The sequence below is a fragment of the Marinobacter algicola DG893 genome (assembly GCF_000170835.1).
GTDB classification, from domain to species: Bacteria; Pseudomonadota; Gammaproteobacteria; order Pseudomonadales; family Oleiphilaceae; genus Marinobacter; species Marinobacter algicola.
This window is the reverse complement of sequence record NZ_ABCP01000056.1, coordinates 1-19,596: the sequence shown is the minus strand read 5'-3', so window position 1 is coordinate 19,596 and position 19,596 is coordinate 1. Positions and strand designations below refer to the sequence as shown.

General features: G+C 57.8%; 20 protein-coding genes and 1 pseudogene. 12 read left to right on the top strand and 9 right to left on the bottom strand.

All coding sequences use genetic code 11. The annotated features are described in order from the left end of the window. Nucleotides 1–55: 55 nt before the first annotated feature. From eno to MDG893_RS18975, 11 genes are all read left to right on the top strand, one after another. Entirely contained in the window at nt 56–1,351 is a 1,296-nt protein-coding gene (gene eno, locus MDG893_RS19025) for a phosphopyruvate hydratase (protein ID WP_007155468.1), read from the top strand. Between the two features lie 183 nt (nt 1,352–1,534). Next, nucleotides 1,535–1,807, top strand: a complete 273-nt coding sequence (locus MDG893_RS19020; protein ID WP_007155467.1) for a septum formation initiator family protein — start codon at nt 1,535–1,537, stop codon at nt 1,805–1,807. Between the two features lie 39 nt (nt 1,808–1,846). Then, nucleotides 1,847–2,545, top strand: coding sequence for a 2-C-methyl-D-erythritol 4-phosphate cytidylyltransferase (ispD, locus tag MDG893_RS19015; RefSeq protein ID WP_007155466.1), 699 nt, complete (start codon nt 1,847–1,849; stop codon nt 2,543–2,545). Between the two features lie 42 nt (nt 2,546–2,587). Beyond that, complete coding sequence (gene ispF / locus MDG893_RS19010; RefSeq protein ID WP_007155465.1) at nt 2,588–3,067, top strand: 2-C-methyl-D-erythritol 2,4-cyclodiphosphate synthase; 480 nt, start codon at nt 2,588–2,590, stop codon at nt 3,065–3,067. Continuing rightward, a complete protein-coding gene (gene truD, locus MDG893_RS19005) occupies nt 3,064–4,164 on the top strand; it encodes a tRNA pseudouridine(13) synthase TruD (RefSeq protein ID WP_007155464.1) in 1,101 nt (366 codons plus the stop codon). The genes ispF and truD overlap by 4 nt, the downstream gene beginning before the upstream one ends. Beyond that, nucleotides 4,142–4,906, top strand: coding sequence for a 5'/3'-nucleotidase SurE (gene surE / locus MDG893_RS19000; RefSeq protein WP_007155463.1), 765 nt, complete (start codon nt 4,142–4,144; stop codon nt 4,904–4,906). Before truD ends, surE begins: the two co-directional genes overlap by 23 nt. Beyond that, nucleotides 4,906–5,562 carry a protein-L-isoaspartate(D-aspartate) O-methyltransferase gene (locus MDG893_RS18995; protein WP_007155462.1) on the top strand — a complete coding sequence of 219 codons (657 nt, stop codon included), beginning with the start codon at nt 4,906–4,908 and terminating at the stop codon, nt 5,560–5,562. Before surE ends, MDG893_RS18995 begins: the two co-directional genes overlap by 1 nt. A gap of 74 nt (nt 5,563–5,636) precedes the next feature. Next, the gene (locus MDG893_RS18990; protein WP_040474798.1) at nt 5,637–6,539 is read left to right on the top strand and encodes a DUF368 domain-containing protein; all 903 of its coding nucleotides are present in this window, start codon (nt 5,637–5,639) and stop codon (nt 6,537–6,539) included. Between the two features lie 352 nt (nt 6,540–6,891). Then, nucleotides 6,892–7,647, top strand: a complete 756-nt coding sequence (locus tag MDG893_RS18985) for a peptidoglycan DD-metalloendopeptidase family protein (RefSeq protein WP_007155460.1) — start codon at nt 6,892–6,894, stop codon at nt 7,645–7,647. A 213-nt stretch (nt 7,648–7,860) separates the two neighbouring features. Then, on the top strand, nt 7,861–8,862 hold the full coding sequence (gene rpoS / locus MDG893_RS18980) for an RNA polymerase sigma factor RpoS (RefSeq protein WP_007155459.1): 1,002 nt from the start codon (nt 7,861–7,863) through the stop codon (nt 8,860–8,862). A gap of 187 nt (nt 8,863–9,049) precedes the next feature. After that, nucleotides 9,050–9,625, top strand: a complete 576-nt coding sequence (locus tag MDG893_RS18975; RefSeq protein ID WP_007155458.1) for a chalcone isomerase family protein — start codon at nt 9,050–9,052, stop codon at nt 9,623–9,625. A 42-nt stretch (nt 9,626–9,667) separates the two neighbouring features. Here the strand turns inward: MDG893_RS18975 and nth are convergent, their stop codons facing one another. The 8 genes from nth to metG are packed head-to-tail and all read right to left on the bottom strand — an operon-like array spanning nt 9,668 to nt 17,897. Next, on the bottom strand, nt 9,668–10,309 hold the full coding sequence (gene nth, locus MDG893_RS18970; RefSeq protein ID WP_007155457.1) for an endonuclease III: 642 nt from the start codon (nt 10,307–10,309) through the stop codon (nt 9,668–9,670). 39 nt (nt 10,310–10,348) lie between these two features. Further along, nucleotides 10,349–11,059: an electron transport complex subunit E gene (locus tag MDG893_RS18965; RefSeq protein WP_007155456.1), complete on the bottom strand. Its 711-nt coding sequence runs from the start codon at nt 11,057–11,059 to the stop codon at nt 10,349–10,351. Nucleotide 11,060: 1 nt separating this feature from the next. Then, a complete protein-coding gene (rsxG, locus tag MDG893_RS18960; RefSeq protein WP_007155455.1) occupies nt 11,061–11,762 on the bottom strand; it encodes an electron transport complex subunit RsxG in 702 nt (233 codons plus the stop codon). Nucleotides 11,763–11,765: 3 nt separating this feature from the next. Then, nucleotides 11,766–12,818 (bottom strand): electron transport complex subunit RsxD, encoded by a 1,053-nt coding sequence (gene rsxD / locus MDG893_RS18955; protein WP_007155454.1) that lies wholly within the window; start codon nt 12,816–12,818, stop codon nt 11,766–11,768. A 19-nt stretch (nt 12,819–12,837) separates the two neighbouring features. Continuing rightward, nucleotides 12,838–14,676 (bottom strand): electron transport complex subunit RsxC, encoded by a 1,839-nt coding sequence (gene rsxC, locus MDG893_RS18950; RefSeq protein ID WP_007155453.1) that lies wholly within the window; start codon nt 14,674–14,676, stop codon nt 12,838–12,840. Beyond that, nucleotides 14,676–15,254, bottom strand: coding sequence for an electron transport complex subunit RsxB (rsxB, locus tag MDG893_RS18945; protein ID WP_007155452.1), 579 nt, complete (start codon nt 15,252–15,254; stop codon nt 14,676–14,678). The genes rsxC and rsxB overlap by 1 nt, the downstream gene beginning before the upstream one ends. A gap of 15 nt (nt 15,255–15,269) precedes the next feature. Continuing rightward, nucleotides 15,270–15,851: an electron transport complex subunit RsxA gene (gene rsxA, locus MDG893_RS18940; RefSeq protein WP_007155451.1), complete on the bottom strand. Its 582-nt coding sequence runs from the start codon at nt 15,849–15,851 to the stop codon at nt 15,270–15,272. Between the two features lie 12 nt (nt 15,852–15,863). Then, on the bottom strand, nt 15,864–17,897 hold the full coding sequence (gene metG, locus MDG893_RS18935) for a methionine--tRNA ligase (RefSeq protein ID WP_007155450.1): 2,034 nt from the start codon (nt 17,895–17,897) through the stop codon (nt 15,864–15,866). 180 nt (nt 17,898–18,077) lie between these two features. On the opposite strand from metG, the gene apbC reads away from it, so the two are divergent. Further along, nucleotides 18,078–19,178, top strand: coding sequence for an iron-sulfur cluster carrier protein ApbC (gene apbC, locus MDG893_RS18930; protein WP_007155449.1), 1,101 nt, complete (start codon nt 18,078–18,080; stop codon nt 19,176–19,178). A gap of 32 nt (nt 19,179–19,210) precedes the next feature. On the opposite strand, the pseudogene MDG893_RS18925 reads toward apbC, so the two are convergent. After that, a pseudogene (locus tag MDG893_RS18925) lies at nt 19,211–19,570 on the bottom strand (aldehyde dehydrogenase family protein); the annotation flags it as partial. Nucleotides 19,571–19,596: the final 26 nt, after the last annotated feature.

Sequence of the window (19,596 nt, the reverse complement as noted above, 5' to 3'; positions counted from 1 at the left end):
CGTTCCCGCTCGCTCTTACTCCCAATTTTGAAATCAAACTTGGAGACAGAGAAGAATGACCAAGATTGCCAACATTAAAGGCCGTGAAGTACTGGATTCTCGTGGGAACCCTACGGTTGAAGCGGACGTTATTCTTGAGGACGGCACCATCGGCAGTGCTTGCGCCCCCTCTGGTGCGTCGACGGGTTCACGCGAAGCTCTGGAGCTTCGTGACAAGGATACGAGCCGCTATTTGGGTAAGGGCGTTCTGAAAGCTGTTGAGGCGGTAAACGCCAAGATTCGCGATGCCCTGATTGGTAAAGACGCAGCTGATCAGCGTGCTCTCGACAACATCATGCTTGAGTTGGATGGCACTGAGAACAAAGCCAACCTGGGCGCCAACGCTATTCTGGCTGTCTCCCTGGCCGCTGCCAAAGCCGCTGCCGCTTCACTGGGCAAGCCGCTGTATGCTCACATTGCGGACCTGAACGGCACCTCCGGCAAGTACAGCATGCCGGTGCCGATGATGAATATCCTCAACGGTGGCGAGCACGCAGACAACAATGTCGATATCCAGGAATTTATGATCCAGCCGGTGGCTGCGAAGTCATTTTCCGAAGCGCTGCGCATTGGTGCGGAAATTTTCCATGCGCTGAAGAAAGTGCTTAATAGCAAAGGCCTTAACACCGCCGTCGGCGACGAAGGTGGCTTTGCACCGGATCTACCTTCCAACGAAGGCGCTCTGGCGGTGATCCAGGAAGCGGTGGAGAAGGCTGGCTACAAGCTGGGTACTGATGTGACCCTGGCGCTGGACTGTGCGTCTTCCGAGTTCTACAAGGATGGCCAGTACCAGCTGTCCGGCGAGGGCAAGTCCTTTGATTCTGCCGGTTTTGCCGACTATCTCGCGGGCCTGTGTGAGCGTTATCCGATCGTGTCCATCGAAGACGGTATGGATGAGAGCGACTGGGATGGCTGGAAAGTGCTGACTGAGAAGCTGGGTGACAAGGTTCAGTTGGTGGGTGATGACCTGTTCGTGACCAACACCAAAATTCTCAAGCAGGGTATCGACAAGAGCATTGGTAACTCCATCCTGATCAAGTTCAACCAGATCGGTAGCTTGAGCGAAACTCTGGACGCTATCAAGATGGCTCAGGATGCAGGCTACACGGCGGTGATTTCCCATCGCTCCGGCGAGACGGAAGACACCACCATCGCCGATCTGGCCGTGGCCACCTGTGCGGGCCAGATCAAGACCGGCTCACTGTGCCGCTCTGACCGGGTTGCCAAGTACAACCAATTGCTTCGTATTGAGGAAGCGTTGGATGGCAAGGCTCCCTATCGTGGCCTGAGCGAGATCAAAGGCCAGGGCTAATCGCCTGTTAAGGATACTTTGTCGGCTGGGTGCTGACAGGTAACCGATCCGGAAAGGCCATCGTGACCTTCGAAATGTGAGGTATGATGGCCTTTTTGTACAACTGGTTAGCAGAACTTGTTGCTAAACTACACTAAGGTCTATACTTACTGTCCGGTTGATGCATCGTAAACGGAATTCGCAATGAAGTTGCTCTGGTCCATCATGATTGTTCTTATTCTCCTGCTGCAGGTTCGCCTGTGGGTTGGGGAGGGTAGTTTCGCCCAGGTATGGGGGCTGGAGAACGCCATTGCCGAGCAGCGCGAGGAAAACGCTGAGCTTGCAGTCCGCAATGAGCGCCTCTACGCGGAAGTTCGTAACCTTCGCGGCGAAAAAGGCGCGGTTGAAGAACGTGCCCGCATGAACCTGGGGCTGATCCGTAACGATGAAACCTTCTTCCTGGTGGTCGAGCAGTAACCCAGCCGCAAGCCAGGTCGATCAAAGCTGACCACGTCCATGAGTAAACCCCGCTATTGGTTGATCGTTCCCGCCGCTGGTTCCGGCCAGCGAATGAAGGCCGACTGCCCGAAGCAATATCTCAGGCTGGACCATCAATACATCCTTGATATCACTCTCTCCAGGCTATTGGACCATGCTGATTTCTCAGGTTGTGTGGTCGCGATTCGCGCGGACGATCCCTGGTGGCCGGAAACGGCAGCCAGCTCTGACCCTCGTATTGATTCCTGTGCCGGGGGCGCTGAGCGTGCGGATTCGGTATTGTCTGCACTTGAGGTGCTGGCCTCTCGGGCGGATGACGACGATTGGGTACTGGTACACGATGCGGCCCGGCCCTGTTTACACCCCAACGACCTCGAGCGATTGCTGACCCAACTTCACGATCACCCTGTGGGTGGCTTGCTGGCGACGCCGGTGGCCGATACGCTCAAGCGTGTGGCAAGCGACAGCAATCAGGTGGAGACCACCATCGACCGCCGTCACCTGTGGCGCGCACTGACGCCTCAAATGTTCCGCTTTGGCGCTTTGAGGCAGGCTCTGGAAGCTGCCATTGCATCAGATTATCCGGTGACTGATGAAGCCTCGGCCATGGAATACGCCGGCAATGTTCCCTGTATCGTAGAGGGGCGACCGGATAATATAAAGATTACGGTACCTGCTGATCTGGCACTGGCCGGTTTTATCCTCAGCCGTCTCTAGCGGCGGGCCTGCATCGTTATTGATTGAAAAGGAAACAGCACTATGCGAATCGGGCAGGGCTTTGATGTCCATGCTTTCTGTGAGGGCGATCAAGTCGTGATTGGCGGTGTGACCATTCCGCACACCCATGCCCTCAAGGCCCATTCCGATGGGGATGTGCTTTTACACGCCCTTGCAGACGCCCTGTTGGGTGCTGTGGCCCTGGGCGATATCGGCCATCTGTTTCCCGACACCAGTGAGGAGTGGGCGGGGGCAGACAGCAGGGACCTTCTGCGTCGCGTGATGGAACGTGTTGCCGGTGAAGGATTTGGTGTCGGTAACGTGGATGCCACCATTATTGCCCAGGCCCCGAAGATGGCGCCCCACATTGAGGCGATGCGGTTGACCATTGCCGAGGATCTTGCTGTTCCGGCGAGCCGGGTCAGCGTCAAGGCGACCACCACCGAAAAGCTGGGCTTTACCGGTCGCGGTGAGGGCATTGCCTGTCAGGCGATTTGCTTACTCGAGCCGATTTCATCATGACGGATGCTCAGCACGCTTCCAAAGGCTGGCGACTCGACTGGCCAACTTCTTCGGGTTCTCGGGTGGCGTCGGCGAGCATCAAATGCCTCCCTGCCGACTTTTTTGTGGATGAAGATCTGTCTATGCCGGAAGACAGTGACGGTGGAGGAGAGCACCTTTGTCTGCGCCTGGAAAAGGTCGGGGACAACACCGACTATGTGGCGCGGCAGCTTGCTACTATTTGCGGCTGTCGGCATTTTGACGTGGGTTTTTGCGGACTGAAGGACCGTCATGCGGTTACTCGTCAGTGGTTTAGCCTTTATCGACCGGGACAGGAAAACGAAGATGCAACGTTCATCCAGGCGGTGGAGGAACACTGGCCGGTATTGGCGCAGCATCGCCAGGCACGAAAACTGAGACGGGGCGATCATCAGGGCAACCGGTTTGAGCTGGTGCTAAAGGACGTGGTCGGCGACACATCTGCTATCGATGCGGCTCTGGCCCGGTTGCGGGACCTCGGATGCCCGAATTATTTCGGTTCGCAACGGTTTGGCCATGGCGGTGCCAATCTGGATAGGGCGCTGACCATGGACCCGACAACACTGAACCGTCGGAGTGGTCGCAATGTCAAAAAGCGTGGGCGAGGGCGGTCAACCTCTGGCAGTCGCGACAGTAAGAACGTATTGTACTTTTCGGCGGCACGTTCGTGGTTATTCAACGAGGTGCTCGCCCATCGCGTTGAGACAGGCACCTGGCTGACACCTCTGGAGGGAGAGCCAGGCGCCTGTGAAAATCAGAACCTGATGGTAACAGGTCCTCTCTGGGGTGACGGTGGCACTGAGGCAGTGTCGGTCCAGGGCGAAATCGAGCGTTCCGTGGTTGCGCGTTACCCGCAACTGGCAGCGGTGTTTTCAACCACCCGAATGAAGCCTGAACGTCGACCGCTGAACCTGAAACCGGAAAGCCTGGAATGGCATTGGGACGGCAATGACCAGTTGCGGTTGTCGTTCCGGCTTGCGCCGGGGCAATACGCAACAACGTTGCTGGATGATGTGTTTGATATAACGGACGCAACCACGTTTATTGGAGAAAATTGTGCGAATTCTGTTGTCCAATGATGATGGCGTTCACTCGCCTGGTCTTCAGGCCCTACACGACGGGCTCCAGGGACTGGGCCACCTTGAAGTCGTGGCGCCGGATCGGGACCATAGCGGCGCCAGCAATGCCTTGACGCTGAGCCGCCCGCTAACGGTGGAAGACCATCCCAATGGCTTCCGCTCTGTGGACGGGACCCCGACGGATTGCGTGCACCTTGCGGTTAACGGGCTGTTTGATGAGCCGTTTGATCGTGTGGTCTCGGGTATCAATACCCACGCCAACCTCGGCGACGATATCATCTATTCCGGTACGGTGGCGGCCGCCACCGAGGGCAGAAACCTGGGGTTGCCAGCAATCGCGGTATCGCTGGTGAACGAAGGTCGTTTCCACTATGAAACGGCGGCCAGGGTTGTTCGTGCGTTGCTGGAAAGCGATCAGCCATTAACCCTGGGGCCTCGGTGTATTCTCAATGTGAACGTTCCCGATGTGCCCTGGGAAGAGATTGCCGGCTTCCGCGTTACCCGGCTTGGCCATCGCGACCGGGCAGAGGGTGCTGTGCCGATGACCTGCCCCCGGGGCAAGGCCCGTTACTGGATCGGGGCGGCAGGTAAGGGCAGCGACGCCGGGCCGGGGACCGATTTCAACGCGGTGCGCGAGAATTACGTCTCGATCACTCCCGTCCATGTGGATATGACGCGCCATGAGGCGCTGTCGCCGCTGCGAGAGTGGGTTGAGTTGCTAGCTGGACGGGAGGGACGTTAATGGTGGCAGCGATTGACGGTATCGGAATGACGTCCCGCCGAACCCGTATGCGATTGATACAAAGGCTCAGAGAAGCTGGTATAGCCGATGAGCAGGTGCTTACCGCCATGGCGGACGTGCCGCGTCACATATTTCTCGATGAAGCGCTTTCCCATAGGGCCTACGAAGACACGGCGCTGCCCATTGGCTACAGTCAGACTCTGTCCCAGCCCTACATCGTCGCGCGGATGACTGAGTCTCTGATGCGCCACAAACCCCGGAAAGTGCTGGAACTGGGAACGGGGTCGGGCTACCAGACCGCAATCCTTGCCAGGCTGGTGGATCAGGTTTTCAGCGTTGAGCGCATCAAACCGCTGCAGGACCGGGCTCGCGACCGGCTTCGCCAGCTTGGCTACCGTAACACGATGCTCAAACACGCAGACGGAGGTATGGGGTGGCCAGAACAGGGGCCTTTTGATGGCATCATCGTCACCGCAGCACCCCGTGAAATCCCGCCGGAACTGAAGGACCAACTGGCGGATGGGGGCGTTATTGTGGCGCCGATCGGCGAGGGCACACAGATGCTGGTGGAAATGGTGCGCCAGGGCGACCGATTCGAGACCCGAGATATTGAACCGGTGCGTTTTGTGCCTTTGTTGGGCGGGGTCGTGCGGTGACCGCAGAACGCCCCTCTGAATCGTCCACAGTCGTACCTCACTCCCATCATCCCTTTGCGGTATTCCTGAGGGGCATGGCCATGGGGGCGGCTGATATCGTACCCGGCGTCTCTGGTGGCACCATTGCATTCATAACCGGCATCTACTTCCGGTTGCTGGAAGCCATCAATGCCGTTCCACAAGCCTTCTTCCACCACCTGATCCGCGGGCAGATGAGGCAATTCTGGGCGGCGTGTGACGGCACCTTCCTGCTGTGTCTGTTGGCGGGAATCCTCGGCAGTATCGCCACCCTCGCGTCCGCAATCAGCCATGCCCTTGCCACCTATCCGATCCTGATCTGGAGTTTTTTCTTCGGCCTGATCGTCGCCTCGGTTTGGCACGTCGGCCGCCAGGTTCGCCGCTATGGGCTGTTGTTGCTGTTGCCATTTTCGGTGGGAACCGTTTTTGCCTGGTGGGTCACAACCCTGTCCGGCAGCCCGTTGTCGCCCTCTATGCCGGTGTATTTCGGGGCCGGGGCTCTGGCCATCTGCGCCATGATTCTGCCAGGAATCTCCGGCAGTTTTATTCTGGTGATTCTGGGTATGTACGTCCCGGTACTGGACGCCATACGTTCCCTGGATCTCGGCATCCTCGGGATTTTCGCTGTTGGTTGCCTGGTCGGTTTGCTGTCCGTTGCCCGGCTCATCACCTGGGCGTTCCATCGTTACCATGACCTTGTGCTGGCATTGTTGACTGGCTTTATGGTGGGGGCGTTGAACAAAGTCTGGCCCTGGAAAGAGACACTTAGCTGGCGTACCAACAGTGCCGGCAAGCAGGTGCCCCTGAACGAAGCAAGCATCAGCCCGATGGGCTATGCTGAGTTGACCGGTGACGAATCACAATTATTACTGGCGATGACCTGTGCGTTGGCTGGTCTGTTGCTGGTTCTGCTGGTGGAATGGGTGGGTAGGAAAAAACAGCCAGGCCCTGCCCGTTAGCTTGGTTATCTGCTCGCTGTTGTGACGGCGTTCGCAGGCGTATCGAGACTAAGTGTTACTTTTTGATCCGTGAGGTTGTTTCGAGCAGTAACAAATGCAACAGATGGGTAACTTGGTTTCATGCCCAAAATGTGCAATAAATTAGCAAGTTACTCAAAACACTTTATAAATCGCTGAATTTTTTATACGAATTACTAATAACGGGCATATTTTTATTCTTTTGAGATTAGTGCGTGGGTCCATCATTGCTGCGACGGCAGTCTTCCCGCGGCTCCCCTCCGGTGCCCCTGCCTCTCCGTGTTCAAAAAAGCGGACGCGCCTCTACACCTTCCTGCTTGTGCTTTTTGGTGCCATGTTGCTGACTGGCTGCAACACGCAGGCAATCTACCGTGATGACCTTTACAACCCGCCGGTGTACTGGGGCCGCCACGTTGTCAAATCCGGGGAAACGCTCTACAGCATCGCCTGGCGTTATGGTCGTGACTACCGGGAACTAGGCAATGCCAATGGTATTAGCCCGCCATACCACATCAAGGCAGGGCAGGTTCTCAGGCTGGACCTTCGCGGAAATGTAACATCCACTGCGCAGACTGGCGGAAGTAACAAAGCGTCGGTCTCGCGACCACCAACCCGTACCGCGTCTCGACAGCCTGCTCCCAAACCGGAGCCAAAACCGACGGTCTCGCGGCGGCCAGATAAGTCGTCACCATTAACGGGCCAGAGCCAGACAGTATCCAATGTCAACTGGCGCTGGCCCCACGTTGGCACCGTAATTGCAGGATATTCTACGTCCGGGAAAGTCAATAAAGGTATTGATATTGCTGGAAAAGCAGGTGATTCTGTGAGGGCGGCGGCAAGTGGTAATGTCGTTTATGCCGGAAGTGGGTTGCTCGGGTATGGCAACCTGATCATAGTGAACCACAACGAGCACTATTTGAGTGCTTATGCTCACAACCGGAAGATTCTGGTGCAGGAAGGGGAGGATGTTAAAGCCGGACAGGTCATCGCTGAACTGGGAAACAGCGGCACGGACAGGCCCAAGTTGCATTTTGAGATTCGTAAAAATGGCAACCCGGTCGACCCCGCCCACTACCTCCCGGCCCGATGAAGCGGATTGGCCACACAAAACCTGACGTCCGGCACCGATAATCAAAGGCAACGAAAGACCATAGTCGAGACAAACAATAAAAACGACGGTTCCGGCAACCGTCAACAGCTAGCAATAAATGTCCTGAACAAGAACACGAAGAAAGCAGGCGCTCGCAATAATAAAAAGACGTGAGCGAATTCCCAGGATCATTGAAAGGCGGGGCAAAGAGTTATGTCAGCAGAGCATGAAGAACTCATCATTGATCGTGTATCAGATGTTGAAGACGCAGACGATCAGCTGTTAGCGGAAGACAAAGTAGAAGCAAAAGAAACGGCGGAAGTGGAAGCCGTTGAAACAGAAGAAGACATCCCGGCCCAGGGTCGATACTTCACCAGCCAGAAGCAACTGGACGCTACCCAGCTTTATCTCAACGAAATTGGTTTCTCCCCTCTCTTAACACCCGAAGAAGAAGTGTATTTTGCACGGCTCGCCCGCAAGGGAGAGGAGTCCGGTCGCAAACGTATGATCGAGAGCAATCTACGCCTGGTGGTCAAGATTGCACGGCGATACGTGAACCGTGGTCTGACACTGTTGGACCTGATTGAAGAAGGTAACCTTGGGCTTATCCGCGCAGTAGAGAAGTTTGACCCCGAACGGGGCTTCCGCTTCTCCACATACGCCACCTGGTGGATCCGCCAGACCATTGAGCGGGCCATCATGAACCAGACCCGCACCATTCGCCTTCCCATCCATGTTGTTAAGGAACTCAACCTGTACCTGCGCGCGGCACGGGAACTTACCCAGAAGCTGGACCACGAGCCGTCAGCGGAAGAAATCGCGCGCATGGTCGACAAGCCAGTTGCGGATGTTAAACGGATGCTGGGCCTGAACGAGCGTGTTGCCTCCATGGACACGCCCATTGGTACCGGCGGCGAAAAATCCCTTCTGGATACCGTTGCAGACGAAGGCGCCTCCGATCCCGCTGACCTGCTGCAGGACAACAACATGTGCTCCTGTGTCGAAAAGTGGATCGACCAGCTCAGTGACAAGCAGCAGGAAGTGCTGTCCCGTCGCTTTGGTTTGAGGGGTTACCCCATTAGCACGCTTGAAGAAGTGGGCCAGGAGATTGGTCTGACTCGTGAGCGGGTTCGTCAGATTCAGGTGGAGGCGCTCCGTCGCCTCCGTGAAATCCTGGAGAAGGAAGGTCTGTCTGGAACCATGCTGTTCAAATAATCGGTTCTGCACCACCCAAAACCGGCCCGCTGTCTGCGGGCCGGTTTTTTTTGCGTTGCCAAATGAGAACCAGCCGGCGTAAGCGTTCGTTTGCTCCCTGTTAAACTTGGATGGCCGGAGGGGGATATGGGTGTCGAACTCCGGTGCAATCAGACATTCAATAATAACGATCAATAAGGAAAGGACGATGAAAAAGGCCCTATCAACAGGATTTGCTTCACTGCTGCTGACAGCAGCCCTTGCAGCGCCAGCCGCCGCCCTGACGGTGGAAGGCGTCGATGTGCCGGATACCTACTCGGCGATGGATACCGAGCTCAAGCTCAATGGTGCGGGTACCCGTTCCAAGTGGTTTATGGACCTCTACATTGGCGGTTTGTATGTGCCCGAAACCATCGACGATGGACAGACCATAATCAACGCGGACGAGCCCCAGGCCATCACCCTGCACATCATTTCCGGGATGATCACCAGCGATAAAATGAAATCCGCCACAATGGAAGGGTTTGAGAATTCCACAGGCGGAGACCTGGCTGCGATCAAGGACGATGTGGATGCGTTCCTGGATGTGTTTTCAGAAGAGATCAAGGACGGTGACGTGTTTGATCTCGTTTACCTGCCGGGTGAAGGCGTGCGTGTGCTGAAGAACGGTGATCAGCGCGCGACCATTGGAGACCTGAAGTTCAAGAAGGCCCTGTTCGGCATCTGGCTGTCAGACGAGCCTGCCCAGGAAGACCTGAAAGAGAAGATGCTGGGCCAGCGGTAAGCGCCCGGTAGGGGCACCGGTTCCGGTTGTCCGGGGCCGGTGTCAGTCCATGTAATCCCGTTTCTGCTTGAATTCGCACAGATCTTCAATGATGCAGGCGCCGCATTTTGGCTTCCTGGCTGTACAGGTGTAACGCCCGTGAAGGATCAGCCAATGATGGGCATCCAACAGGAACTCCTTGGGCACCAGCCGCATCAGGCGCTTCTCCACGTCCAGCACATTCTTGCCGGGCGCAATCCCCGTTCTGTTCGATACCCGGAAGATGTGGGTGTCGACTGCCATTGCCGGTTGCCCGAACGCAGTGTTCAGAACCACATTGGCGGTCTTGCGGCCGACACCCGGAAGGGCTTCCAGGTCTTCCCGGTTGTCCGGAACTTCCCCGCCGTGCTTTTCAATCAGCGCGCGACAGGTCTTGATCACGTTCTCGGCCTTGCTGTTAAACAGCCCGATGGTCTTGATGTATTCCTTCAGGCCATCCACTCCCAGAGCGAGGATGTTTTCGGGTGTGTTCGCTACGGGATACAGTTTTGCGGTTGCCTTGTTCACGCCTACGTCTGTGGCCTGGGCCGAGAGTATCACCGCAATCAGCAGTTCGAACGGGTTGGCATAGTTCAATTCAGTTGTGGGTGTCGGGTTGGCCTCCCGCAAACGGGTAAAGATTTCCGTACGTTTTGCCTTGTTCATGGGCTATCCGCTGGCTGAGAAGAAATGTTCATTGAATGTTCAGGACACATGGCCTGTTACCCGCACTCGCTTGCTACCCGCTACGATGGGCTCCACTGCTTTGCGATGGGCCTTGAGATGGTTGTCGATGCCATTCTTCAGCGCGATGAGCAGCCCCAGCCCCACAAAGGCACCCGGCGGTAGAACCATGAAGAGCACGTCCGGGTACTGCTCCAGTGGCCGGATTCCCCAGTCTGCCGCCATGGGGCCCAGCAGGAGATCCATATCGGTAAACAGGGTGCCTTGGCCCACGAGCTCCCTCATGGCACCGAGTGCAATCAGCACGATCAGAAAACCGATACCCATCATGACACCGTCCAGCAGGGCGGGTAGGGGCGGGTTCTTGGAGGCAAACGCGTCCGCACGGCCCAGAATGGCGCAGTTGGTCACGATCAATGGAATGAAAATGCCCAGAATCTGGTAGAGCTCATAGGTATAGGCCTGCATCAGCAGTTCAGCGCAGGTGACGAAAGAGGCGATGATCATCACGAAGGCAGGCAGGCGCACCGACTCGCTGACAAAGTTGCGGATCAGCGATACGGCCAGATTCGAGCCCATTAGTACCATCAATGTTGCCAGGCCCAGGCCGATGGCATTGACGACGGTACTGGTCACCGCCAGAAGGGGGCAAAGCCCCAGCACCTGGACCAGGGCAGGGTTGTTGGTCCAGAGCCCGTCACGGACGATCTCTGCGCTGGATTTGGTCGCCATGTTACGAATGCTCCCGTTCTGGTGTCTGGCCGGCGATTTCCTCGGGCGTCAGCGGCGTGCTTCGGGGTGACGCGGGTTCATTGAGGATGTCGCGAATGTCACTGCGGTGCTCACGGAAATAGATGAGTGTTTTTTGCACTGCATTAACTACGGCTTTCGGGGTGATGGTCGCACCGGTGAACTGGTCAAACGCCCCGCCATTTTTCCTGACAGCCCAGCGTTCCGGTGCCGGGTCGCCAAGGGAGCGGCCGGTGAACGAGTGGATCCAGTCTGACTTCTTGGTTTCAATGCGGTCGCCCAGGCCGGGGGTTTCCCGGTGGCTGGTCACCCGAACTCCCAGCACCGTGCCCCTCATATTCAGACCCACCAATAGGTGAATGTTGCCAGAATAACCGTCAGGGGCCACTACCGGCATGATCAGGCCGGTGGGGCGGCCATTGCGACGTGCTACCCAGGCCGTGACGGGGTCGTTAGCGTTGATTCCGTTATCCGCCGGAAGTTGCACCGTGTCGGTCAGCAGATGATTGTCGTGCCGGTTTTCCGGAATGATCTCAAACAGCGCCTGCGCTTCCGCCCTGGCGGCCTGTTCCTGTATGCGCTCTGCGGTCATAACCTGGGTGATGGCGATGGTGCCACCGGTAATGATGGCGAACAGGCCCAGGCCAATGGCGTTGCGACGGATGGACGTTGCGAGTTCTGCCATGGTTTATCCCTGCCCCTTGCCGGGAATGCCGCGCCGGGGCTTGTGATGCCCGTAGGTACGGGGCGGCGTGTAGTGGTCGATAAACGGCACTGCGAAGTTCATCAGCAGAACGCTGAAGGCCACTGCATCGGGGTAGGCGCCCCAGGTGCGGATCAGGTAAATCAGAATACCAATACCCGCTCCGTAGATCAGCTTGCCCTGATGGCTGGACGCGGCGGACACCGGGTCCGTGGCAATAAAGAACGCGCCCAACATGGTGCCCCCGGCCAGCAAGTGCATGGCCAGCGGCGCATACAGGTCCGCGTTGCTGCCAAAGGCAAGGCTCATAAGCGAGAGGCCCGCCAGCATGCTGACCGGAATGTGCCAGGTGATAATCTTCAGGCCGACAAGAACCAGACCACCTACCAGGAATGCAGCGTTGACCCATTCCCAGCCCCGGGCAACACCGTCACCGAAGGTGGGGTGAGCAAGCACTTCCGCTGCGGTGTGGGTGGTAATCTTGTGCTTGTATTCATCCAGCGGCGTGGCCATGGTGAACGCGTCTACCGCTGTCTGTTGGCCGGAGGCGATCATGCCCAGGGTGTCGCCAAACCCTGGCGCGGATTCCCATAGGAGACCGGGCTGCGCCCAATTCGTGGTCATGGCCACGGGGAACGAGATCAGCACCAGGGCGTAACCTACCATGGCGGGATTAAAGGGGTTGGAGCCCAGACCACCATAGAGCTGCTTGGCCATGACGATGGCGGCGATGACGGCAACCGCGGACACCCACCAGGGTGCAAACTGCGGCAGGGAAAGACCGAGCAAAAGGCCGGTGACCGCAGCGGTGTTGTCTCTCAGGAAGAAAGCCACCGGGCGCTTGCGAAGCTTCAGGATGGCAGCCTCGGCGGCCAGTGCCACTGCGATGCACCAGACCACGTTGATCAGATTGCCCCAGCCAAAGAACAGGGTTAGCGCCAGCAGGCCGGGCAGGGCCGCCAGAATCACCCACAGCATGACTTGTGACGTGGAGCGGGCGTTACGGGCGTGGGGCGAGGACTGTTGCGCAAGTGCCATTAGCGTTGGAGCCTGTTCATTATGAGTCTGTCGGTTGGGTATCGGTGGCCGCCACAGATTGCCGGGCCTCTGCCAAAGCCTCTTCCGCCCGTTTTACCCGGTCGTGGTTCTTGGTGACGGCTCTCTCGAGTTTTTCGACGTTGTCTGCGTTCTCAGCCCTGGCGTCCTCCAGCATGCTTTGCATGGTATTGAGCTTGGCGGTGGCCTGGGCGAGCTGCTTTTCCAGGGCGTCGATATCGGGCGTCGGTTCGCTGGAGGCACTGGTCTCAGAGGCCCCAGCTTTTGTTTCGGCCTGCTGTTGGGCCTTGGCTTTTTTACGCGCCAAGGCTTCCTGCACCAGGGTGGCCTTGGCGGCACGGTCATCGGCGGGCTGGCCCTCTGCTTCCGCTTTTTCGGCCTCTGCCTGCTTCTTGGCCTGAGCCTCGGCGGCTGCTTTTGCCCGCTCCTTACGCCGCTGTTCTTTCTCCTGCTGTTCTCGTTCGAGCCTGGCTTGACGGGCTTCAAAGCGTTCACGGGCGCGGTCTGCCTTCAACTGTTCGGCCTGCTGCACCCGAATTTCGCCTTTCGCGGCACGATAGTACTGAACCAGCGGAATGGAGCTGGGGCAGACGTAAGAACAGGCACCACATTCGATGCAGTCGAACAGGTTCAGGTGCTCGACTTTGTCGAGTTCTCCGGATTTGGAGTACCAGAACAGTTGCTGGGGCAGCAGCTCCATGGGGCAGGCTTCGGCGCACATGCTGCAGCGAATGCAGGGCTGTTCCGGAGCGGGGTCCGGTAATTCCGTGGCCGTGGCGGCAATCACGCAGTTGGTGGTTTTGACCACCGGTATGGCCGGAGTTTCCAGGGTGTAGCCCATCATTGGCCCACCCAGAACAAGGCGGTGAAGCTTGTTCTGTTCGGGCCCGGCCTGTGCGAGGAGATAGTCGATAGATGTGCCGATCAAGACCTCGAAATTACCGGGATCGGTGACTGCATCACCAGTAACCGTTGTCACGCGGGAAATCAACGGCTCTCCCCGGTGAATAGCGGCAGATACGGCGATGGCTGTGCCCACGTTCTGGCACATCACTCCAATATCCGCTGGAATCCCGCCACTGGGCACCTCCATGCCTGTCAGGATCTGTATCAGCTGTTTTTCGCCACCAGAGGGATATTTGGTAGGGATTACAGCGATCTCTGTCTGGGTGCCCTCTGCGGCTTTCCTGAGCGCTGAGATGGCCTCGGGTTTGTTGTCCTCGATGCCGATTACAACCCGTTCCGGGCGTAGTACCCACGCCATAATCCGCAACCCGGCAATGATCTCGCCCGCGTTTTCCCGCATCGACATATCGTCGGCAGTGATGTAGGGCTCACACTCCGCGCCGTTCAGGATCAGCGTGTTTACCTTTCGATCCCGGGGCGGGCGTAGCTTGATGTTGGTTGGGAAGCCGGCGCCTCCCATGCCGGAAATGCCGGCGTCGCGGATTCGTTCGAGCACCGTTTCGCGGTCCAGATCCCGGTAGTTCGTTACCGGGTTGAGAGGCGCCCACTCATCTTTTCCGTCGGGTTTGAGGGTAATGCACCAGTCGCTCATTCCGGAGGGGTGGGGAACGGGCTGAAGGCTGACGGATTCAATAGTGCCGGAGGTCGGCGCGTGAACGGGTACGCCCATGCCACCGGTCACATCGGCTATTTTCTGGCCTTTGAGAACTCGATCGCCGACTGCAACACAGGCTTCAGCCGGTTCACCGATGTGCTGCTGCAACGGCAATACCAGAACCTCTGGCAGGCCGGCGCCAGTGATAGGGCGTGATGTGGACTGGTGTTTGTTTTCGGCAGGATGGATGCCGCCGGAAAAGTCCCAGAGCTGTGTCATCAGGCGTTGGCCCCCTGACGATCGGTGGCAATCACACCGGATTTGGGTGGTGTCCAGGTCCAGGAGCGAATGTCGGGCTCTATCGTAATCATGTCGATACAGTCCACCGGGCAGGGTTCCACACACAGATCACAGCCGGTGCATTCGCTCTCGATTACGGTATGCATATGTTTTGCGGCGCCGAGGATGGCGTCCACCGGGCAGGCCTGGATACACTTGGTGCAACCAATGCACTCGTCCTCGCGAATCACCGCAACACGCTTGGCCTGTTCCACCCCGTGTTCCGCGTCCAGCGGTTGTGGCTCCACGTCCAGCAGGTCTGCCAGTGCCTTGATGGTGGTTTCACCGCCCGGAGGGCATTTGTTGATGGCATCGCCGTTGGCAATGGATTCGGCGTAGGGACGGCAGCCGGGAAAACCACACTGGCCGCACTGGGTTTGGGGAAGCATGGAGTCAATCTGGTCCACCAACGGGTTGCCTTCCACCCGAAAGCGCTCTGCGGCAAAGCCCAGCAGACCGCCGAACACAATCGCCAGCGCGAGCAGAACCAGTACGGCAATCAGTATGCTCGTCCACATAATACAAACGCTCCGTCAGACGCTGACCAGACCAGTAAAGCCCAGGAAAGCCAGAGACATCAACCCGGCGGTGACCATGCCAATGGCGGCGCCCCGGAAGGCAACCGGAACATCGGCCACGGCGATGCGTTCACGCATGGCAGCAAACAGCACCAGCACCAGCGAAAAGCCGGCGGCGGCTCCGAATCCGTACAGGACAGATTCCACGAAGTTATTGTTCTTGTTGAGGTTAAGCAGGGCAACACCCAGAACCGCGCAGTTGGTGGTAATCAGCGGCAGGAAAATGCCCAATACCCGATAGAGCAGGGGGCTGGTCTTGCGGACCACCATCTCAGTGAACTGCACGACAACGGCGATCACCAGGATGAACGTGATGGTTTTCAGGAACGCCAGATCCAGGGGCTCCAGCAGGTAGGTATACGCCAGGTAGCTGCACACCGAGGCCAGGGTCAGCACAAACGTGGTGGCCAATGACATGCCCATAGCGGTTTCCAGCTTCCCGGATACGCCCATGAACGGGCACAGTCCAAGAAACTGAACCAGCACAAAATTGTTCACCAGTATGGTGCTGACCAGGATCAGCAGATACTCAGTCATCAGAGCGCGCCATTACATAATCCGCATGCCGGGCGTGGCGCCCGAATCCGGTGACAGGATGAAAATATCTTTTCCGCCGGGGCCGGCCGCCAGCACCATGCCCTCTGACATCCCGAATTTCATCTTTCGGGGCTTGAGGTTGGCCACCATCACCGTCAGGCGTCCTTCGAGGTCCTCAGGTTTGTACGCCGATTTGATGCCGGCAAAGACGTTGCGCTCGCCCTCTCCAACGTCAAGGGTGAGGCGAAGCAGCTTGTCGGCGCCGTCCACGTGCTCGGCTTTGACAATCTTGACGACCCGAAGATCCACCTTCGCGAAATCCCCGAATTCTATTTCATCGGCAATCGGCTCGTGATTGGCTTCCGGGGCCTTCTGTCCTGTCGCCGCGGGCATTTCTTCCTTGGACGCGTCCAGCATTTTCTCGATCTGGGCCATGTCCACTCGGTTCATCAGCGGCTTGAATTTGTTGATGCCGTGATTCTCAAGCCGCTGCTCGCGCTTGTTCCAGTCCAGTGACGCATTCAGGAAGGCCTCGGACGCCTTGGCGGTTTCCGGCAGAACCGGTGCCAGGTACGTCATCAGCAGGTGGAACATGTTGATGGCATTGGTGCAGATGGCCTGCAGGTTGTCGTCCTGGCCGTCCTGCTTGGCAATGACCCAGGGCTGCTCGTCATTCACGTATTGGTTGGCGATGTCCGCCAGTTCCATGATACGACGCATGGCGCGGCCGAACTCCCGGGCCTCGAAAAAGTCCGCAATCTCATCACCGGCCTCGATAAACTCTTTCAGCTTTTCATGTTCGGTAACGGTACCGAGCTGGCCGTCAAAGCGCTTGGTGATGAACCCGGCGCTGCGACTGGCAATGTTGACCACCTTGCCCACCAGATCCGAGTTCACCCGCGCGGCGAAGTCTTCCAGGTTCAGGTCCATGTCGTCGACGCTGCCGGTGAGTTTGGCGGCGAAGTAGTAGCGCAGGTATTCCGGATCCAGGTGGTCCAGATAGGTACGGGCCATGATAAACGTGCCCCGGGACTTGGACATCTTCTTGCCATTCACCGTCACGAAACCGTGGGCCCAGACGGCACTGGGCGTGCGGAACCCGGCGCTGTGCAGCATGGACGGCCAGAACAGGGCGTGGAAATTGATAATGTCCTTGCCGATAAAGTGGTACACCTCGGCGGTGGAGTCCGCCTTCCAGAAATGCTCGAAATCAATGCCTTCCCGGTTGCACAGGTTCTTGAAACTGGCGAGGTAACCGATGGGCGCGTCGAGCCAGACGTAGAAATACTTGCCGGGTGCATCCGGAATCTCGAATCCGAAATAGGGGGCATCGCGGCTGATGTCCCATTCCTGCAGACCCGCATCCAGCCACTCGGCCAGCTTATTGGCCACCTGGGGCTGTAGCGTACCGCTGCGGGTCCAGTTCGCGAGGAAGTCTGCAAATTCCGGCAGGCGGAAGAAGTAGTGCTCGGATTCCTTGTCCACCGGCGTGGCGCCGGAAACCGCCGAGCGGGGATTGATCAGCTCGGCCGGGGTATAGGTGGCGCCGCAGGCTTCGCAGTTGTCGCCGTACTGGTCCTCGGTCTTGCACTTGGGGCAGGTGCCTTTGATGAACCGGTCCGCCAGGAACATGTTCTTTTCAGGATCGAACGCCTGGGTAATCTTGCGGGTGGCTATGTGGCCGTTTTCCTGCAACTGGCGATAGATGTATTCCGAGAACTGGCGGTTCTCCTCGGAATGGGTTGTGTAATAGTTGTCGAAGCGGATGTGGAAACCACCAAAATCCTGCTGGTGCTCGTCCCGGATACGGTCGATCAGGCTCTCGGAGGAGATGCCTTCGCGCTCGGCACGGAGCATAATAGCAGTACCGTGAGCATCGTCCGCGCAAACGTAGTAGCAGTTCTGGCCACGCATTTTCTGATAGCGCACCCAGATATCCGTCTGAATGTATTCCAGCAGATGGCCCAGGTGGATGGGGCCATTGGCGTACGGCAGGGCGCTGGTTACCAGAATATCGCGCTGTTGCTTTGAACTCGCTTGCGTCATGTTGTGGTCCGAACCTTCATTCGTCAGGAGTTGGGCGTTCGCGTTTACCGGCCTTGCTCCGGGTAAAGAACCCTTATGGCCAGAAACGGGCACAAATGATACCTTCCGAGCAGATAATTTTCACCCGAAACACCTGTTTCTGCGCTAATAAATGCGCATGACGTCAGACCGGAGATTCCGATGGCACAGATTTCACAGCACGCACTGGAAACCGCCGTACAACAGTACCGCGACCCATACCTGGGCAAGGACCTGTACGAATTGGGAGCGGTGAAATCCCTCACTGCGGACAACAGCGGCAAAGTCACCGTGATGATCGAATTGCCATACCCGTCCAAAGGCATCGCCGGCGCCCTGAAAGAACTGCTCACCAACGCCCTCGACGACGTCGATGGCGTTGAAGGCGTGGATGTCCATGTGGGCCAGAAAATTCACTCCCACAAGGTCCAGAAGGACATCCAGTCCGTGCCCGGTGTGAAAAATATCATTGCCGTCGCGTCCGGCAAGGGCGGCGTAGGCAAATCCACCACCGCTGTCAACCTGGCGCTCGCGTTGCACGCCGAGGGCGCCCGCGTGGGCATCCTCGACGCCGACATCTACGGCCCCAGCATCGGCATGATGCTGGGCGTCCCGGAAGGCAAGCGCCCCGACACCAAGGAAAACAAATACTTCGTTCCCATGGAGGCTCACGGTTTGCAGGCCAACTCCATGGCCTTCGTCGTCACCGACAAAACCCCCATGGTCTGGCGCGGCCCCATGGTCAGCGGCGCCGTCATGCAGTTGTTGCAACAGACCCTGTGGAACGAACTGGACTACCTCATCCTGGACATGCCCCCGGGCACCGGCGACATTCAGCTCACCATCGCCCAGAAAGTCCCGGTAAACGGCGCCGTCATTGTAACCACGCCTCAGGACATCGCGCTGCTGGATGGTAAGAAAGGCATCGAAATGTTCCGCAAGGTGGACATATCTGTACTGGGCGTGGTGGAAAACATGAGCGTCCATATCTGCAGCAACTGCGGCCACGAAGAACCCCTCTTCGGCCACGGCGGCGGCGAACGCATCGCCGAGGAGTACGGCACCACGCTGCTTGGCCAGCTCCCGCTGCACATGACCATCCGCGAACAGACCGACGGCGGCATCCCGTCTGTGGTGGCGGAACCCGATTCGGAAGTGGCAAGGCGCTACAAGGATATCGCCCGCCGGGTTGGCGCGGAGCTGTCTACAAGGGAGCGAAACCTAACCGGTTCAATCTCCAGCGTTTCCGTAACCGAACACTAGGCGAATACCGCTAAGGTTCGATCGCGACAGCGGAGAGGCAGGTCGGCATTGATGGTTTCACGGACGGCTTTACCGTTGTCCCAGGTTTCAGCAACCGAGAGCATCTCGATATTCTGTTCGATGCGGTCGGCAATTTTCAGCAGAATGTTCGAGCGTTCGGTGGTGGAGGTCTTGCCCCACGCCGGGGCAGCCTTGTGGGCAGCATCCAGGGCCAGCTCAACATCTTCTGCCTGGGAGCGCGGAATTTCACAGATCACATCGCCGGTCACTGGCGTGATGTTTTCAAAATACTGACCTTTGACAGGGGCGACCCACTCGCCGCCGATGTAATTCTCGTAACGGGGTTTGAAGGAGACGACAGAGCCTTCCTTACCGGGTTGTGCGTAGATCATGGTCTCGACCTCTTGTTGTGTTTGTC

What these genes read in the sequence shown, in the direction of transcription:
- eno (WP_007155468.1), top strand. Translation starts at nt 56, where the DNA reads ATGACCAAGATTGCCAACATTAAAGGCCGTGAAGTACTGGATTCTCGT.
- MDG893_RS19020 (WP_007155467.1), top strand. Translation starts at nt 1,535, where the DNA reads ATGAAGTTGCTCTGGTCCATCATGATTGTTCTTATTCTCCTGCTGCAG.
- ispD (WP_007155466.1), top strand. Translation starts at nt 1,847, where the DNA reads ATGAGTAAACCCCGCTATTGGTTGATCGTTCCCGCCGCTGGTTCCGGC.
- ispF (WP_007155465.1), top strand. Translation starts at nt 2,588, where the DNA reads ATGCGAATCGGGCAGGGCTTTGATGTCCATGCTTTCTGTGAGGGCGAT.
- truD (WP_007155464.1), top strand. Translation starts at nt 3,064, where the DNA reads ATGACGGATGCTCAGCACGCTTCCAAAGGCTGGCGACTCGACTGGCCA.
- MDG893_RS18995 (WP_007155462.1), top strand. Translation starts at nt 4,906, where the DNA reads ATGGTGGCAGCGATTGACGGTATCGGAATGACGTCCCGCCGAACCCGT.
- MDG893_RS18990 (WP_040474798.1), top strand. Translation starts at nt 5,637, where the DNA reads ATGGCCATGGGGGCGGCTGATATCGTACCCGGCGTCTCTGGTGGCACC.
- MDG893_RS18985 (WP_007155460.1), top strand. Translation starts at nt 6,892, where the DNA reads ATGTTGCTGACTGGCTGCAACACGCAGGCAATCTACCGTGATGACCTT.
- rpoS (WP_007155459.1), top strand. Translation starts at nt 7,861, where the DNA reads ATGTCAGCAGAGCATGAAGAACTCATCATTGATCGTGTATCAGATGTT.
- MDG893_RS18975 (WP_007155458.1), top strand. Translation starts at nt 9,050, where the DNA reads ATGAAAAAGGCCCTATCAACAGGATTTGCTTCACTGCTGCTGACAGCA.
- nth (WP_007155457.1), bottom strand. Translation starts at nt 10,309, where the DNA reads ATGAACAAGGCAAAACGTACGGAAATCTTTACCCGTTTGCGGGAGGCC.
- MDG893_RS18965 (WP_007155456.1), bottom strand. Translation starts at nt 11,059, where the DNA reads ATGGCGACCAAATCCAGCGCAGAGATCGTCCGTGACGGGCTCTGGACC.
- rsxG (WP_007155455.1), bottom strand. Translation starts at nt 11,762, where the DNA reads ATGGCAGAACTCGCAACGTCCATCCGTCGCAACGCCATTGGCCTGGGC.
- rsxD (WP_007155454.1), bottom strand. Translation starts at nt 12,818, where the DNA reads ATGGCACTTGCGCAACAGTCCTCGCCCCACGCCCGTAACGCCCGCTCC.
- rsxC (WP_007155453.1), bottom strand. Translation starts at nt 14,676, where the DNA reads ATGACACAGCTCTGGGACTTTTCCGGCGGCATCCATCCTGCCGAAAAC.
- rsxB (WP_007155452.1), bottom strand. Translation starts at nt 15,254, where the DNA reads ATGTGGACGAGCATACTGATTGCCGTACTGGTTCTGCTCGCGCTGGCG.
- rsxA (WP_007155451.1), bottom strand. Translation starts at nt 15,851, where the DNA reads ATGACTGAGTATCTGCTGATCCTGGTCAGCACCATACTGGTGAACAAT.
- metG (WP_007155450.1), bottom strand. Translation starts at nt 17,897, where the DNA reads ATGACGCAAGCGAGTTCAAAGCAACAGCGCGATATTCTGGTAACCAGC.
- apbC (WP_007155449.1), top strand. Translation starts at nt 18,078, where the DNA reads ATGGCACAGATTTCACAGCACGCACTGGAAACCGCCGTACAACAGTAC.